Genomic DNA, 16,747 nt, shown 5'->3' with positions numbered 1-16,747 from the left:
AAATTATAATTGTTTGAAAAATGGTGGTTGGAGCGGGAAAACATAAAGTTCAAAAGATCTTTTCTTCCTTCAAAAACAAAATGTTGAACGGCAACCAGGAGGATCTACCGCTTTAAAACAAATTGCAGACGGTAATGCAAACGCCGCAACAGAACTGCTGCGGCGTTTGAAACGCAAAAATAATATCATTCTTTATTTATACGCGATCATTTTCTGCTCCGCTTTTACGATCTTCTCGAAAAAGCTTTTGAATGCCGCATACTCCGAAGCCGGGATCACATTCCTGTCGCTCCTGAAGTTCCGCGTAACGGTCAGTTTGCCTGGCGATTGCAGCTTATAGGTAAGGCTGTAACTCATTTTCCCGTATTTCAGTTCCTGGTTCACCGGCAGCTCCACAAATTTCTTTCCGGCAGGCGCATCGATGTGTACAATGGTCTGGTACTCGTCGGCATCTTCATAATTCAGGTATTCGATACGGTAGGTTCTTGTATCAGCCGTAAAATTATTCAGCGAAGCCACCACATCCGGGTAAGTGATACGGAAAGTGTACATGCTGCCGATCTCCGCTATTTCATTCTTCACGGTATAACGGTAATTATAGGAAACAGAATCGCTGAGCTGGCCGAGATCGTTGAATTTCAACGACAGGAGCTTGATATTATTCTTGTAGGAAGAAGCGATCACACGTTCCATTTCGGTAAGCTGTTTTTCTTCTTCGAGGTTTACATAATCCTGCCTTGTATTTGCAGATAATGCACCGTACTTCAACGCACTGATGGAAATATCGAGGTCATTTTCCGAAGGTTTGATGCGGATCGTTTTCCTGACGATATCTTTTGTACGGTGAACAGCATCCAGAGATTTCAGCTCACTTCCGGCCGCATCGGTTTTCTTTGGCGGGATCTCAAGGATCAGCGCATGCAGAAGGTTGTTAGGCACACTGGCAAAAGGCAGGTAATTATCTGTGAGTTCAATATAATACTCTTTATTGTCGAGCTTCGCTTTTACAATACAATGGTTGAATTCCAGCGATGGCAGGATCATGTCTGTGGCACCATTATCCCGGGTATCCGTAAGTACCAGCTGGCATTCGATTCCAGCCATACGGCAAAGTGTTACAAAAAGATTGGAAAGGTCTTTACAATCCCCAAGCCTTGTAGTAAGTGTGGCTGATGCACGCTGCGGCACGTATGCGCCCTGGCGGAAGGATACGGAACTGTAACGGATATTCTTCTCAATATAATTATAAATGGTCTGCGCCTGCTTAAACTGAGTCTGCTTATTTTTCGTATCCGGGAACAATGAGCGGTAAAGCGCGGTGATCTCGTACTCTTCTTCAGACCGGTTGCTCGTAATATCCGCATACCAGGTGGCGATATCCTGCCAGGAAGCCAGCGTTGAAATATGAAGCACGGAAGCCACATCAACATTCACCGGCATCAGCGGCTCTTCTTTCAGCGGTTCCATCTTCACCACTTCCCACGAATACATTTTAAAATCTTCCACGTTCTTTGTAACCGGCTGCACGTTACTGTTGGTAAACGTATAACGTACTTTCTGATCTGCAGGCAGCAGCAGGTTATAAGAAGTTACAACGGTGTAAACCTGGCCATTGAAATGGAATTTATCCCAGTAATCACGGGCAAACCTTCCGGAACCATAATGCTGTAAACGGTATTTGAACACCACCACATCCCCTATTTCGAGGTTGGTGAAAACAACCTGGTTATCATTTCTTTCACCCTGGATCCGGGTGCCTGACTTCTTCACCAGTTCTGCTTTTTCGATCAGCAGTTCCTGGCTGCTGCCATAACCGATGCTTGACTCCTTGTAACGGTCGATCCCTTTTTCGCTGGTGATCTTCACCATGAACAATGCATATACTTCTGTAGCCCCGCCGGGGTGCATGATCACATTCTTTTCATCGCGCAGGATATAATAACCATAATCCGTGCTTTTTGGTTTTTCTGTACCGTTTTCCCTGATCACTGCATCTATATCTGTTTGCGGGAACAGTTTATATGTTTCAGGTTTGCCCTGCAGCAGTCTTACTTTATTGATCAGTTCATACTGGTTGGGCGAGAACTGCAGCGAGCGGTTATAGGCGGCTATCGCTTCCGCAGGCTGTTTATTGTCGCGTTTGATATCGCCCAGCCTTTCCCAGTAATATTCATTATAGGGCGATAATGCCAGCGCTTTGCGGATATAAGGCTCAGCCTTCTCATAATCTTTGATCCCATGGTAATAATTGGCAACAGACGCATAACCTGAAGGATCGTACGGGAACATACCGATCAGCTTATTCTTCTCTGCCAGGTTCTTTTCCGACTGCCCCTGCTCTTCCAGCAACTGCGCATATTTGAGCACTGCTTCATAGTTGAAGTTATTCTCAAAATACTTTTCATAGATACCGAAAGCGGCTTTGGTGTCTTTATACACCTCTTTCTTGATCGTATACATCATAAACTGCAGCCCCGGCAATTCGGGGTATTTTTCATACGCTTCTTCTGCAGCCTTCAGCAGTTCATCATATTTATTCTGTTTGGCAAGTATGCTGATGCGGTACGAAACCACATCCTGGTCTTCGCCATATAACGCTGCTCTTTTCCCGATAGACACCAATGCATCTTCCAGCTTTTCATTGGCGATCTCATCCTTGATCTTCAGCTCCATGGCAAGGAGGCTTTCCGGATCTGCTTTTTTGATCTTTTCGATCTCTTCCAGCATCTGACTCCTGTTGTCTTCCTTACCGAGTATTTCAATAAGCTTGAGCCTTAACAGGCAGTTATCCGGTGCACGTTCCAGGGCTTTCTCTGTCAGGTGGCGGGCTTCCAGCGTTTTCTTATTCCTGTTGTATACACTTGCGAGTAGTAAATAATTGACCATATTAGCCGAATCGGCTGCGATCTTCTGCTGAAAAAATGCTTCTGCAAACTGGGGAAGCAATTGATGTGCCGTTGGCGATGTTACCTTATTATAAGGTTTATACTGGCTGCTGCCGTTCAGTCCCGGTATCGCTCTGAATTGCTTGTCGGTTAACCGGATATTGAAATTCGGGTACTGGCTGTTGGAATAGCTCAGCTGCACCAGCACCCGGTTCACGCCTTTTTTTAAGTGCGCGGCAACCGTATAAGCATCCATTTCCGTAATGCGCTCCTTGTATTCGCTGATCAGCAGTTCATCGTTCAACCATACTTTAATGGCACCTGTTACGCCTGCATTCAGCAGGATATCCATGTCTTCTCCGGCCGTTACAAAGGTCTGTGCATATGCCACAGCTGTTCTTTTATTGAACTGGAAGCTGACGGGTGTCCACCCGTCTTTGATCTCCGCTGCCGGCGTGAACCATTTAACGGGCGCATTGGTAGAAGAAAGGAACACTGCTGAACTGTCGGGGTTTTCAAGAGGCCCGTAGTTTTTATAGAATCCGCTTTCCGAAAGGTTTTCAAAGGGGCCGGCATATTGCCAGTTACGAAGGTTCCCAACTTTACTGTAAGCGATCGCAGCGCTGTCCGGCCGGCCTGAGAACAGCAGGTGAGCACCTTTCTGGTAGTGTGCGGAAGCAACAAGGGTACCTGGTGCTTTCTGATCATTAATCAGTTTTTCGATCATGAGCAGCTGGTGCGGATTTGTTTTCTTTCCATAGCTGCCAACTAATGCATCACTGAACCAGAGTGCGTAGATATACGGATAAGGATTTTCCGTTTTATCGTAGAAGTCCGCAGCGAAGGTTGTATTGAAACGTTCCCTGCCGGTGTATTCGTCGAGATAGATCTTTGTAATGAACAGGTCAGGAGAAAAATTACCGCTTTTAACCGCAGTACCGAGCAGGTTGGCTGCGGCAGTATGATCATGCCGGTTTAATGCGGCCCATGCCTGTTTGTAATTATCCTGTGCGGAAAGCGCGCTGCAGCATAAAAGCAGCAGGCAAGATACCAGAGACCTTTTCATGTTGTGTAGCAGTTGTTTTGGGAGGTGAATATAACAACTAAATCAGGTCCGGGGTTTTCTTCTGGTAACATTTTGCCATACCGGTTACAAAAAGATATTGCGCCACGCCGTAGGTGATCATCACCAATATGTAAACCTTATTCCCGCCATGCCAGTAAAACCTGTTCAGGGCAAGCAGGGTATTGGAAAGCGTGAAAACCAGGCAGGCTGGAACAAACCGCTGCATGGCAGCCATGCCATACCTGAGGCTGGTGGTCAGGTTCACTGCTATCGCTGCCATACAGGCAATGATGAACATATAAATAAATACCGGCCATTTATATTTACCCAGTTCCGCAGCGAGGAAATGGTAGGCGGCAACAGCAGCTGATCCGTAACAGCATAATGTGATCAGTATTTTCTTTATTCCCATCCTTCTCACTGGTTGTAACCGGAGAAAAAAAATACTGTAACAAAGCATCATCAGTATAAAAGCGATCATACCGCTGAGGAAGAAAGTAGTATTGACAATGATGAGCAGCATATCTCCCACCAGTGCAAATCCAAGACCGGCATAAAAGAAACGGCGCGGCACAGCGCTATTTTCCGGATTTTCCTTCAGTAACAGGTAAAAAAGCAAGGTAGGTACCAGCAGCAATTTCGTGATTGCCATATAGGGTATATAATAATACAGCAACACACAGTGAAGCGCCAGTATTGCCCAGAAAACAACCAGGATAAAACGGGAAGCTTGGTTCATAGTAAGGTATTGCTGCAGGTAAGCCTTTCGGTCTGTGAAAATATCATCTTTTGGCAATATCTGTCGTTTTTATACGCGCAAGGGGTGTTCAAAGAATAACTATAGTACATTTGCCGCATGTTAAGTGAGCAGGAAGAACGTTTTATCCAATATTGGTCGGTCAATGGCGAACGCCAGAAAACCAGCATCCGTCCCTTCCTGGTAGGTATGTCATCCGGGTTCGTGGTGGGTATTATGGTGCTGGTGGTATTATCATCGGGCTGGTACGAACGGGCCAATATGGTGGCCAATACAAGATTCAACTCCGTTGTATTCATTCTTGCCATCCTGATCATCTCTTTTTTTATGGCTTTTCTGTACCGCAAATTCCGCTGGGAAATCCAGGATCAGCAATACCGGGAGCTGATGGCAAAAAAAGCAAAACAAAAAAATCAGCCTGAAGCAGCCATTCAGGAAGATGCGGGGTCTACTACATAACATAAGCAACTAACCAACCATAAAACGAAAACGCTTCATGAAAAAAACACCCTTCTTCCTGTTTGTCTGTGCTTCATTTTTTATTTCCTGTGGTAAGACCTCATCGGGTTGTGACCCGGTTCCTGTAACTTCTGAAAAAGCGGTGCTGGTGGCATATTGCCAGGCTAATAATATCAATTATACAGAACATAGCAGTGGTATCCTCTATGAAATTATACTGCCAGGTTCAGGTATGACTCCAATTGCTACCTCTACTGTTTCTGCAATATACACACTGAAATTGCTGGATAATACCCAGCTTCAGGCCGTAGCCAACCCGGTTACCTTTTCACTGAGTGCGGTGATCGATGGCTGGAAAATAGCAATTCCGCTGATTAAAAAAGGGGGCCGCATTAAAATGGTCGTGCCGTCCGCTCTTGCATACAGTTGCACCGGTAAGGACAATATCCCACCGAATACACCACTTTACTTCGACGTAAGCCTGGCGGACGTATATTAAAAAAACCAATATTACAATACAAAAACCGGAGCAAACTCCGGTTTTTTAATGAAAATAACGGGCAAAAACACTGGATTTCAGCGGATTTCAGCAACAAATTGACCATTTTTCACCATTAGCCCGATTTGCTTTTGACGGTATTGAATAATTCATTACCATTCCCCTATCTTTGCCCACTCTAAAAAAAATTAGTAAACCATTACCCGTATGCAACTGAAAGGTTTAGTGCGATTTTTTGCAATTGCCCTGATTTTGATCTGCTTGTACCAATTATCTTTTACCTGGTTTGTTCACAACCACGAAAAGGCGATGGAAGCCAAAGCAACTGAATGGATGAAAAGGTTCCCTTCTGCCGAATCGAAATATCCAGGAAATAAAGAATTACAGGCTGCTTATACAGACAGCCTCGGTGAAGTAAAGAAAAACAGGCTGCAGCACTTGCTGGACAGTACCAAAGACACCAAGCTTGCATTTGGCCTGACTACCTACCGCAGCGCAAAAGAGAAAGAGCTGATGCTCGGCCTCGACCTGCAGGGTGGTATGAGCGTAACAATGGAAGTTGGTCTTGACGGACTGATCAAATCGCTGGCCAACTTTACAAAAGACGCCCAGTTCAACAAAGCGCTGGAGCAAGCAGTTGTACGTAAAGCCAATGGCGGTGCCGATCTGATCACATTGTTCCGTGAAGAATATAAAAAAATCAATCCGACCGGTAAACTTGCTCCTTTCTTTGCAACACGCAGCAATGGCAAGATCAAATTCGATTCAAGTGATGATGCGGTTGGCAATTACCTGAAAGAGCAGGGTGTTGCCGCATTCAACAATACATACCGGATCCTGCGTACACGTATCGACCGTTTCGGTGTTGCATCTCCGAACATCAACCCCGATCCTGCCAAAGGTATCATCAACATCGAACTGGCGGGTACCAACGATAAAGAACGCGTAAGGAACTATCTTCAGTCAACCGCCAACCTCCAGTTCTTCGAAGTATATACTTTCGAAAGCAGGGATCTGCAGAATGGCATCGTAGCTGCTGACAAAGCACTCGAAGATTACCTCAACGGCACTAAAAAGGATACTGCTGCAGCAAAAGCGGTTGATACTGCTAAAACAGCGGCTGTAAAAACAACCACAGAAGATACTACCAAAGCGGCTACCCTTTCTTCTATCTCAACAGACAGCAACAACACAACAGCGAAAGCTGATACTGCGAAAGCAAAAGGCAACAAGAACCCGCTGGGTTCGCTGATCCAGTTTACACAGCCTTATGCAGATAAGAACAATAAGCCTGTTTTCCCTGCAGCACTGGGCTATATCATGTCTAAGGACACAGCAACTGTAAATGAATACCTGGCAATGGATTTTGTAAAGAACAAATTCCCGTCTAACCTGGTGTTCATGTACGGTAAAGCCGATGCAGGAGACGATCCGAAAGCAAAAGACATCCTGATGCTCTATGCGATCAAGACCCTCGATAACGGCCAGGCTGAGCTGGAAGGTGACCATATCTCCAGTGCATCTCAGGATTATGATGAGAGAGGACGCGTGGCGATCAAAATGAACATGGATAAGATCGGTACAAGCATCTGGGCTAAACTGACCACACGTAACGTGGGCAAGCCTATCGCCATCGTACTGGACAACTTTGTATATTCTGCACCTAACGTAAACGATCCGATCACAACCGGTAGTTCTCAGATCAGCGGCAACTACAGCATCAAGGAGGCAAAAGATCTTTCAGAAATCCTGGAAAGCGGTAAACTTCCTGCTCCTGCCAAGATCGTACAGTTCCAGGAAGTAGGTCCTACCCTGGGTAAAGAATCAGTAACCGGCGGCGCCATGTCGTTCCTGGTATCATTCATCGTGATCTTCGCCCTGATGCTGCTGTACTTCAATACCGGCGGCTGGGTGGCAAACATCGCCCTGATCCTGAACCTCCTGTTCACCATCGGCGTACTGAGCGCACTTGGCTTCACACTGACTGCTCCTGGTATTGCGGGTCTGGTACTGACCATCGGTATGGCTGTGGATACGAACGTAATCATCTTCGAGCGTATCAAGGAAGAGCTTACAAAAGGTAAGAGCTACCAGCTGGCTGTGAGCGATGGTTATAAGAGGTCTCTGTCGCCGGTGCTGGATGCTCACGTAACCACATTACTGACCGCTGTGATCCTGGCTTATTTCGGTCTGGGTCCGGTACTTGGTTTTGCAACCACACAGATCATCGGTATCCTCCTGTCGCTGTTCTGCGGTATCCTGGTATCGCGTCTGATCACCGACTGGTATACAAATAAGAACCGTCACTTCGAATACTTTACCGGCATTTCGAAAAGGATCTTCAAACATGCACAGTTCAAATTCATCGAATACAGGAAAGTAGCATACGGTATTTCTGTTGTGATCCTGATCCTGGGTGTGGCTTCACTCTTCAACGGTTTCGATGAGGGTGTTGAATTCTCGGGCGGACGCAGCTATACAATCCGTTTCGACAGGGCGGTAGATCAGCAGCAGATCACTGATGAGCTGAAAGCTACATTCGGTGAAGCTCCGGTGATCAAAACCGTAGGCGGCAACCATCAGCTGAACATCACTACTTCTTATAAAATCCACGAATCGGGTAACACTGTAGACGCGGAAGTAGAAAGCAAACTGTACACAGGTCTTAAGAATCACCTGAAACCAGGTACTACATTCAACGAGTTTGAAAAGAACTACAAACAAAGCTCACAGACTGTATTACCAACTATTTCAGATGATCTGAAGGCAGGTGCCACAAAAGCAACTGTATTCGCTATCATCGCGATCTGTCTGTATATCTTCATCCGTTTCCGCGACTGGAGGTATTCACTGGGTACCATCGTGTCATTGCTGCACGACGTATTCGTAACACTGATCGTATTCAGCTTCCTGAGAAAAGTAGTACCATTCCCGCTTGAGATCGACCAGCATTTTATCGCTGCGATCCTGACGGTGATCGGTTTCTCGATGAACGATACCGTAATCGTGTACGACCGGATCCGTGAAGACAGCAAACTGATGAAGGGTCAGAGCAACCATACTATCATCAACAGGGCGATCAACGATACCCTGAGCCGTACCATCATGACATCACTGACCGTGTTCCTGACCATCCTGATCCTCTTTATCTTCGGAGGTGAGGTAACAAGGGGCTTTGCGTTCGCAATGCTGATCGGTGTACTGACCGGTACCTATTCTTCTATCTTCGTAGCGGCACCGATCCTGGTAGATTTTGCCAAGAACAAGCCGCTCGGCAAGAAAGACTAAACAGTTTATTTTCTATACAAAGCCCGTCCCACATGGAATCATGTGGGACGGGCTTTTTTTTGTGCAGACAGGACAATAGTTACGGACACAAAAAAGCCGCACAGATTGTGCGGCCTTAAAAATCAGAATAAATGTGATGTTACACTGCGAAAGACGTTCCGCAGCCACAGGTTTTGCTTGCGTTCGGATTACTGAAGGTAAAACCACGGCTGTTAAGTCCGCCCTGCCAGTCGATTTCCATGCCATGCAGGTATAACTGGTGGCTTTTATTGATGATACAACGTACACCTTCGATCTCAAAATGAGCATCATTGGCGTCGGGCTGATCGAATCCCAGCACATAGGTCATACCGCTGCATCCGCCGCCTTTCACACCCACGCGCAGGTATTGTGAAGCATCGAAGCCGTCGGCGCTCATGAGCCGGCGCAGCTCTTCCACCGCTCCGGCGGTAAGTGTAACTGGAGTTGCTGTTAATGTATCCATAATAGTTGTATACTGTTTTATAATACAAATTTACATTTTATCGTGCAATCGGCGTGTTAAAGGCATTTTCGATAGCCGGAACATCTGATTGGTGCAGCAGTCTCATGTAAACCACTTATTCCTCCTTATTTTTGTGCCCTAAGTAAAAAACACAAGGATGCTGGACACCACTATGATGCTTACCGTTGTTATAGCCGTTATGATTGCAGCATTGCTGGGCTGGCTGATCTACCTGCAGCGAAAAGGCAGAAGAGAAGAACAACAGCAGCAGAAAAGCCCCTCCCCGCTTATCCTCCAGGCTTATGAACGTATCGCATTGATGACAGACCGGATCGCATTGCCCAACCTGGCGGCGCGTATCAGTCCTGCAGGCCTCAGTGCCCGTGAAATGCAATACGTGCTGACCAAAACCATACGTGATGAATTCGATTATAACGTAACCCAGCAGGTATACCTTGCTCCGGAAATCTGGAATGCAGTAAAAGGATTGAAAGAAAAGAACCTGCTCATCATTAACCAGATAGGCAGCATCGTGCCGGAAACGGCAAGCGGAGCCGATCTGCTGAAAGCTATCCTGGAATTTCTGATGAACGATGAAAAAGCGAACCTGCACGAACTGGTAAGTGAAGCTTTGAGCTTCGAAGCCAAGAAACATCTTTAACGATTCCCCCACAGACAACGATTGCAACATGAACCCTAGCCAGAAATTAACCGATAGCGGTATCGAGATAAAAGAATTGTACACGGCCAAAGATCTCCCGGCAGGCAAAGCTGAAGAGATGCCCGGCCGGTTTCCCTACACAAGAGGCGTACAACCCGACATGTACAGGGGCAAATTATGGACGATGCGCCAGTACGCCGGCTTCTCCACTGCCGAAGAAAGTAATAAACGTTATCATTACCTGCTCTCACAGGGGGTAATGGGGCTCAGCGTGGCATTTGATCTTCCTACCCAGATCGGCTACGACAGTGACCATGCACTGGCCGAAGGTGAAGTAGGAAAAGTAGGTGTGGCGATAGACAGCATTGAAGATATGGAAACCCTATTCCAGGGTATTAAGCTGGAAGATGTAAGCACATCCATGACCATCAATGCCACTGGTTTTATCCTGCTGGCTTTTTATGTGGCATTAGCGAAAAAACAGGGTGCAGACCTGAAAAAAATTGCCGGCACGATACAGAACGATATCCTGAAGGAATATGCAGCCAGGGGCACTTATATCTATCCGCCCAAACCTTCCATGCGCATCATTACGGATATCTTTCAATGGTGCAGTACGGATCTTCCCAAATGGAATACGATCTCCATTTCGGGTTATCATATCCGGGAAGCGGGCAGCACGGCTGTACAGGAGATCGCATTTACACTGAGTAATGGTAAAGCGTATGTAAAAGCAGCACTGGAGAAAGGGCTGAACATCAACGTATTCGGCAAAAGGTTATCATTCTTCTTCAACGCTCACAATAACCTGTTCGAAGAAGTAGCAAAATTCAGGGCGGCAAGACGCATGTGGGCGACCATGATGAAGGAACTGGGTGCTACTGACGAAAAAGCCATGATGCTCCGTTTTCATACACAAACGGGCGGAGCAACACTTACCGCACAACAACCGCTTAACAATATCAGCCGCGTAACCATACAAACCCTTGCAGCAGTGCTGGGCGGCACACAGAGCCTGCATACCAACGGCTACGACGAGGCGCTCAGTCTGCCCACGGAAGAAGCCGCACGTATTGCATTGAGAACACAGCAGGTTGTGGCATTCGAGAGCGGCGCACCAGACACTGTGGATCCGCTTGCAGGCAGTTATTATGTGGAATCACTGACCAATGAAGTAGAACAGAAAGCCTGGGAACTGGTAGCGCGCATCGATGCGATGGGCGGCAGTGTGAGTGCGATCGAAGAAGGATTCATGCAGGATGAAATTGCAAGGAGTGCGTATGAATACCAGCGCCATATTGAAGATGGCAGCAAGATCATCGTTGGTGTAAACAAATTCACGATCGACAAAGAAGAGCCGGTGCCGGGATTCAAGATAGACGACAGTATCCGTACGGTACAGAGCCAGAAGCTCGCTTCACTGCGCGCCAGAAGGGATGCAGCCAAAGCAGCACAATGCCTTGATGCCATTGCAGCAGCAGCCGTAAACGGAAATAACCTGATGCCGCTGGTGATCGAAGCCGTTGAAAATTACTGTACGCTGGGCGAGATCGCGGATACGTTGCGGAAGGAGTTTGGGGAGTATAGGTAATGAGTGAGGCCAAAGTGAGAGGCGAGCAGCGTTCCCTGCGTGAACGTCTGCTGAAGAAGGTTAGGCAGCAACGGAGTCCTATATAACCGTTATCCGTATGAAACCATTGGTCACTTACTTTCTTCTTGCTTACCTGATCAGCTGGATTATCTGGTTTCCCTTGTATGCGCCTGCGGCAGGAATTGAGGGATTGCCCGTTCTGCCGTTCCACCATGCCATTGGAGGGCTCGGTCCTTTGATCGCCGCGATGATCAGCACCTGGCGATATGAAAAACGGCCCGGCATCCTGCAGTTATTCAAACAAATGCGACAGGGGCAGGTTGTTTACCTTCTGATTGCATTACTCAGCCCTTTTCTGCTGGCGGTTATAGCATCCTTACTGAATTCTATCATCAATGGTAGCCCTGTTGCGCTCTCAGGTCTGCTGACAACCGGAGAATATCCGGCATTTGGGTTTGCTGGCTTTTTTCTGTTTAATCTGGTCTTCTTTGGATTCGGCGAAGAAACAGGCTGGCGCGGATTTGCACTTCCGCGGCTACAGACAAAGTTCAATGCACTTACTGCCAGTCTTATCCTTACCATCTTCTGGGCATTATGGCACCTGCCGCTGTTCTTTTACAGACCAGGATTCACAGGCATGGACGTTGCAGGCATTTTTGGCTGGGTATTCAGTCTGCTAACAGGCAGTATCTTACTTACCTGGTTTTATAATTCATCAAAAGGAAGCATTCTTGTATGTGCGATCTTTCACGCAACAGTAGACATCGCTTTCCTCGCAGATTTTGCAGACAAAAACACCAACAACTATATGGGTATGCTCATTACAATCTGGGGCATTGCAATTATACTTTTTTATAAACCTAAACACCTTTCGGCAAAGGAAAAAATAGTACGCTGACATTCACTGATAATTTTGCATAAGACTGAAGTTAAAGTATTGAAGGAATGAAGTACGGTGTAAAAACTTTTTTTCAAACCCGGAAAAAAGGCAGGTATCAACCGGAGTTGCGCTTCTTTTCTTCCATCATATATATTATATTTATAAAAAATGCTATGAGAATACTTGCCTGTATTTGTACAATCGTTTTACTTGCCGGGTCCTTTATCAGTTCTCCTCCGTCACGTACAATCAATACAACAGGTCCGGGTTCAGTAACACTGGCAGGCGAAAAAGCTGTACCCCCGCTTTCTGCGCCGGGAAAATGCACCGGCAGTGATCCTTGCAGGGCCTGTAGCAATTGCAGTGCATGTAAACATTGTAAGTCGGGCGGCTCCTGTGGCGTATGCAACGACCGGGGTAAAACAAAGTCGCCCTCATCTCCTTCTATACCGCAAAAGAAAAACAGCAGCCAGTGCCAGGCAACAACAAAAAAAGGCAGCAGGTGCAGCAGAGCTGCAGCAACAGGCAGCAGCTATTGCTGGCAGCATGGGAAATAAAATAAAAATGCCGCAAATTTCTTTGCGGCATTTTTTATCAGTTGCCTTATCTTTTATTTTGCTTCGGCCATATCAGGGATTGCTTCCACTTTATAAGCACCGGCATCGAGCTTGGCTTTGGTTTCGGTGAATGCTTTCAGGGTTTCCTCGATATCTGCATCGGTATGCGCTGCAGTCGGGATTAACCTGTAGATGATATGTCCTTTAGGAATAACAGGGTAAACTACAATAGAACAGAAAATGTGGTAGTTCTCACGCAGGTCCATTACCATGGCAGTGGCTTCTTCCACACCACCTTTCATGTAAACCGGTGTTACGGGTGAATCGGTTTTACCGATGTCGAAGCCTCTTTCTTTCAGTCCGTTCTGCAGTTTCAGTGCATTGCTCCACAGTTTATCTTTCAGCTCCGGCATTGTGCGCAGCATTTCCAGCCTTTTCAGGTTACCGATCACGATCGGCATTGGCAGACTCTTCGCGAAGATCTGTGAACGGATATTGTAACGGATATAATCGATGATGATCTTCGGACCGGCCATGAATGCACCGATAGAAGCCATTGATTTTGCAAAAGTAGAGAAGTACAGGTCGATCGCGTCCTGGCAATTCTGCTCTTCGCCGGCGCCGGCACCTGTTTTACCCATGGTACCAAAACCATGCGCATCATCTACCAGCAACCTGAATTCGTATTTATTTTTCAGTTCTGCGATTTCTTTCAGTTTACCCTGATCGCCCGCCATACCGAAAACACCTTCGGTAATGACCAGTATACCACCGGCATTTTGTTTTTCGATCAGTGCGGCAGCACGTTGCAGTTGTTTATCGAGATCTTCCACATCGTTGTGTTTGAACACATAACGGTGGCCCGGGTGAAGGCGAAGGCCGTCGATGATACAGGCATGGCTTTCTGCGTCGTAAACGATCACATCATGGCGGCCGCAAATAGCGTCGATCGCACTCATAATACCCTGGTAACCAAAGTTCATCAGGATCGCGTCTTCTTTCTGCTCAAATTCAGCCAGTTCCTGCTCCAGTTGCTCGTGATAATTGCTGTTTCCGCTCATCATACGTGCGCCCATCGGGAGGGCCAGACCAAATTCTTTTGCAGCTTCAGCATCCGTTTTGCGGATTTCGGGGTGGTTGGCAAGGCCGAGATAGTTATTGAGACTCCAGACAATCATTTCTTTCCCACGGAATTTCATACGGCTGCCGATATCGCCTTCCAGCTTGGGAAATGCGAAATAACCATGCGCTCTTTCACGGTGCTGACCAATCGGTCCGTAATTCTTAACCAGTTTCTCAAAAATGTCTGCCATATTATCAAATTATTACTTTGGTTATCAATTAGCCGCAAAAGTAACCCTAAAACACTGAGCCAGCAAGCAGATTTATTCACCTGGTGTGCATGCCTCCTCCCCCGGCTGCCAAACTGATGTTAATTTTCAATGGGTTATCTTACCTTCACAACCTGCTTATTGATCAAACCTTCACGAACAATGAAAAAACAGATCGTACTCATGGCGGCCCTGCTGCCGGGTTTAGGCCTCCTGGCACAGAAAGCTGCAAAAACGGCTCCGGAACAAGGTATTGAAAGACCCAAACTGGTGGTGGGCATTGTAATCGACCAGATGCGCTGGGATTATCTCTACCGTTTCAACCCGCTGTTCAAAAGTACCGGCGGCTTTAAAAGAATGCTGAACGACGGCTTCTCCTGCGAGAACACCTTTATCCCCTATACGCCTACCGTTACCGCCTGTGGCCACACCTGCGTTTATACAGGCAGCGTGCCCGCCATTCACGGCATTACGGGTAATTCCTGGTGGGACAGTCAGCTGATGCGTACGGTTTACTGCAGCGAGGATAAAAGTGTAAAAGGCGTGGGCAGCGTTACTACCGAGGATGGCCAGATGAGCCCGAAAAACATGCTGACCACTACTATTTGTGATGAACTGAGGCTGGCTACCAACTTCCGCAGCAAAGTGGTAGGCATTGCCCTGAAAGACCGCGGCGCAATCCTGCCTGCAGGCCATTCGGCCAATGCCGCTTTCTGGTATGAAGGCAAAAGCGGCAATTTCATTACCAGCACTTATTACATGAACCAGCTGCCCGATTGGGTTCAGCAGTTCAACCAGCGTAAGCTCGCCGATTCCCTTTACAAACTGAACTGGAATACGGCACTTCCGGCTGCACAATACGCAGATTATGCTACAGCAGATGTAAAAGACTATGAAAGCAAACCGCATGGCAAAGATGCATTGGGCTTTCCTTATAATTTCTCCGCTTATGTGGGCAAGGATTACAGCAAGATCTCCACTTCACCACAGGGTAATACCTTAACCGTGGAAATGGCCAAAGCTGCCGTAATAGGCGAAAATCTTGGTAAAGGTGCTGTAACCGATTTCCTGGCGGTAAGCTTCTCGTCTCCCGATTATATCGGCCACTCTTTTGGTCCGAATTCGGTTGAACAGGTCGATAATTATATCAGGCTGGATGAAGAACTCGGCCGTCTGTTTGCCTTCCTCGATGCAACTGTTGGTAAGAACCAGTACACGGCATTCCTCACCGCAGACCATGCCGTTTCTCATGTACCGGGTTTTCTGAAAGAAAATAAACTGCCTAACGGTCTGTACAGCGCCAGTGGTACCATGCGAGATCTTAACAGCCGCATCAAGGAAAAATATGGTGTTGAGAATGCGGTAGTGAGTATGTACAATTACCAGGTGCACCTGAACCACAACAGACTTGATTCTGCAGGTGTTGACAAAGCAGCTGTAAAGAAAATGATCATTGCGCAGATGCGTAAACTGGATGCGATCTCCAATGTATTTGAAACTGCAGATATTCTTACCACCCCACAACCACAGGTAATGCGGGAAAGAATGGCCAATGGCTACTATCCTACCCGTAACGGCGACATTCAGATCGTACTGAAGCCCGGATATATCGAAGGGGGGGCAACCGGTACCACCCATGGATTATGGTACGCTTACGATTCACATATTCCGCTGCTCTGGTATGGCTGGGGCATCCGCAAAGGAAAGACCAACCGCGAAACTTATATGACGGATATTGCCAGCACCGTTGCCGCACTGCTCCGCATACAAATGCCGAACGGCGCCGTTGGCAAAGTGATTGAGGAAGTGATGAGTAAATAAACTATTTTTATTTATACGGACAGCTGCATGCTTTTTCATGCAGCTGTTTTTTTTCCAGCACATTCCAATAGAAACCAAAGCAGCACCGACGCCTGACCTGCTGCGCTGAGACATCCCGCGGGAGACGTCAGCAGAGGCAACGTAAAATCATTGTGATTAACCATTTCACCAAAAGAACCAAACCAGTCTTTGCAGAGGCGCCTCTTTGGATTCGGTGCCCAGCGAAGCGGAGGTAATCAAAATGATGCGCAGCACATTTTGATAGAGGCCAAAGCAGCGCTGGCGCAAAGACGAGGCCCAGCGGCCTGAGCGACATAACACCAGCACCCGCGTGAAGCCTAAAATTTATAAACGGCGTTTAGAAATAGCAAGTGCGTGCTGCGCTGAGTCCCCTCCGGGAGACGTCAGCGGCGGAAGGATAGCAATGCATGCTGTGCTGAGTCATCCTGCGGGAGACGTCAGCAGAGG

The 16,747-nt window shown here is 47.1% G+C and carries 11 protein-coding genes; 7 read left to right on the top strand and 4 right to left on the bottom strand.

The genetic code is table 11. The features are described from left to right. Positions 1–192: 192 nt before the first annotated feature. Both B5D42_RS11170 and B5D42_RS11165 read right to left on the bottom strand, forming a co-directional pair. A complete protein-coding gene (locus B5D42_RS11170) occupies positions 193–3,951 on the bottom strand; it encodes a transglutaminase domain-containing protein (RefSeq protein ID WP_078831596.1) in 3,759 nt (1,252 codons plus the stop codon). Positions 3,952–3,988: 37 nt separating this feature from the next. Continuing rightward, a complete protein-coding gene (locus B5D42_RS11165) occupies positions 3,989–4,690 on the bottom strand; it encodes a lysoplasmalogenase (protein ID WP_078831595.1) in 702 nt (233 codons plus the stop codon). A gap of 117 nt (positions 4,691–4,807) precedes the next feature. Between B5D42_RS11165 and B5D42_RS11160 the strand changes: the two genes are divergently transcribed. The 3 genes from B5D42_RS11160 (at position 4,808) to secDF (ending at position 8,954) form a co-directional block, all read left to right on the top strand. Further along, complete coding sequence (locus B5D42_RS11160) at positions 4,808–5,167, top strand: hypothetical protein (protein WP_078831594.1); 360 nt, start codon at positions 4,808–4,810, stop codon at positions 5,165–5,167. A 37-nt stretch (positions 5,168–5,204) separates the two neighbouring features. Next, entirely contained in the window at positions 5,205–5,666 is a 462-nt protein-coding gene (locus B5D42_RS11155) for an FKBP-type peptidyl-prolyl cis-trans isomerase (RefSeq protein ID WP_078831593.1), read from the top strand. A gap of 207 nt (positions 5,667–5,873) precedes the next feature. Continuing rightward, positions 5,874–8,954 carry a protein translocase subunit SecDF gene (gene secDF, locus B5D42_RS11150; RefSeq protein WP_078831592.1) on the top strand — a complete coding sequence of 1,027 codons (3,081 nt, stop codon included), beginning with the start codon at positions 5,874–5,876 and terminating at the stop codon, positions 8,952–8,954. Between the two features lie 139 nt (positions 8,955–9,093). Here the strand turns inward: secDF and B5D42_RS11145 are convergent, their stop codons facing one another. Then, a complete protein-coding gene (locus tag B5D42_RS11145) occupies positions 9,094–9,438 on the bottom strand; it encodes a HesB/IscA family protein (protein WP_078831591.1) in 345 nt (114 codons plus the stop codon). Positions 9,439–9,595: 157 nt separating this feature from the next. Between B5D42_RS11145 and B5D42_RS11140 the strand changes: the two genes are divergently transcribed. The 3 genes from B5D42_RS11140 (at position 9,596) to B5D42_RS11130 (ending at position 12,588) form a co-directional block, all read left to right on the top strand. Further along, the gene (locus tag B5D42_RS11140) at positions 9,596–10,099 is read left to right on the top strand and encodes a DUF7935 family protein (RefSeq protein ID WP_078831590.1); all 504 of its coding nucleotides are present in this window, start codon (positions 9,596–9,598) and stop codon (positions 10,097–10,099) included. Between the two features lie 28 nt (positions 10,100–10,127). Further along, positions 10,128–11,690, top strand: a complete 1,563-nt coding sequence (locus B5D42_RS11135) for an acyl-CoA mutase large subunit family protein (protein ID WP_078831589.1) — start codon at positions 10,128–10,130, stop codon at positions 11,688–11,690. Between the two features lie 97 nt (positions 11,691–11,787). After that, positions 11,788–12,588: a type II CAAX endopeptidase family protein gene (locus B5D42_RS11130; protein ID WP_078831588.1), complete on the top strand. Its 801-nt coding sequence runs from the start codon at positions 11,788–11,790 to the stop codon at positions 12,586–12,588. A 592-nt stretch (positions 12,589–13,180) separates the two neighbouring features. Here the strand turns inward: B5D42_RS11130 and B5D42_RS11125 are convergent. Beyond that, positions 13,181–14,440, bottom strand: coding sequence for an aminotransferase class I/II-fold pyridoxal phosphate-dependent enzyme (locus B5D42_RS11125; protein ID WP_078831586.1), 1,260 nt, complete (start codon positions 14,438–14,440; stop codon positions 13,181–13,183). Between the two features lie 180 nt (positions 14,441–14,620). On the opposite strand from B5D42_RS11125, the gene pafA reads away from it, so the two are divergent. Further along, positions 14,621–16,279, top strand: a complete 1,659-nt coding sequence (gene pafA, locus B5D42_RS11120) for an alkaline phosphatase PafA (RefSeq protein ID WP_078831774.1) — start codon at positions 14,621–14,623, stop codon at positions 16,277–16,279. The last annotated feature ends 468 nt before the right edge of the window (positions 16,280–16,747 follow it).

Origin of the sequence: Sediminibacterium ginsengisoli, from assembly GCF_900167075.1 — a bacterium.
In the GTDB taxonomy this organism is placed as follows: Bacteria; Bacteroidota; Bacteroidia; order Chitinophagales; family Chitinophagaceae; genus Sediminibacterium; species Sediminibacterium ginsengisoli.
The sequence above is the reverse complement of the archived record's forward strand: the minus strand, read 5'-3'. Positions and strand labels throughout refer to the sequence as shown.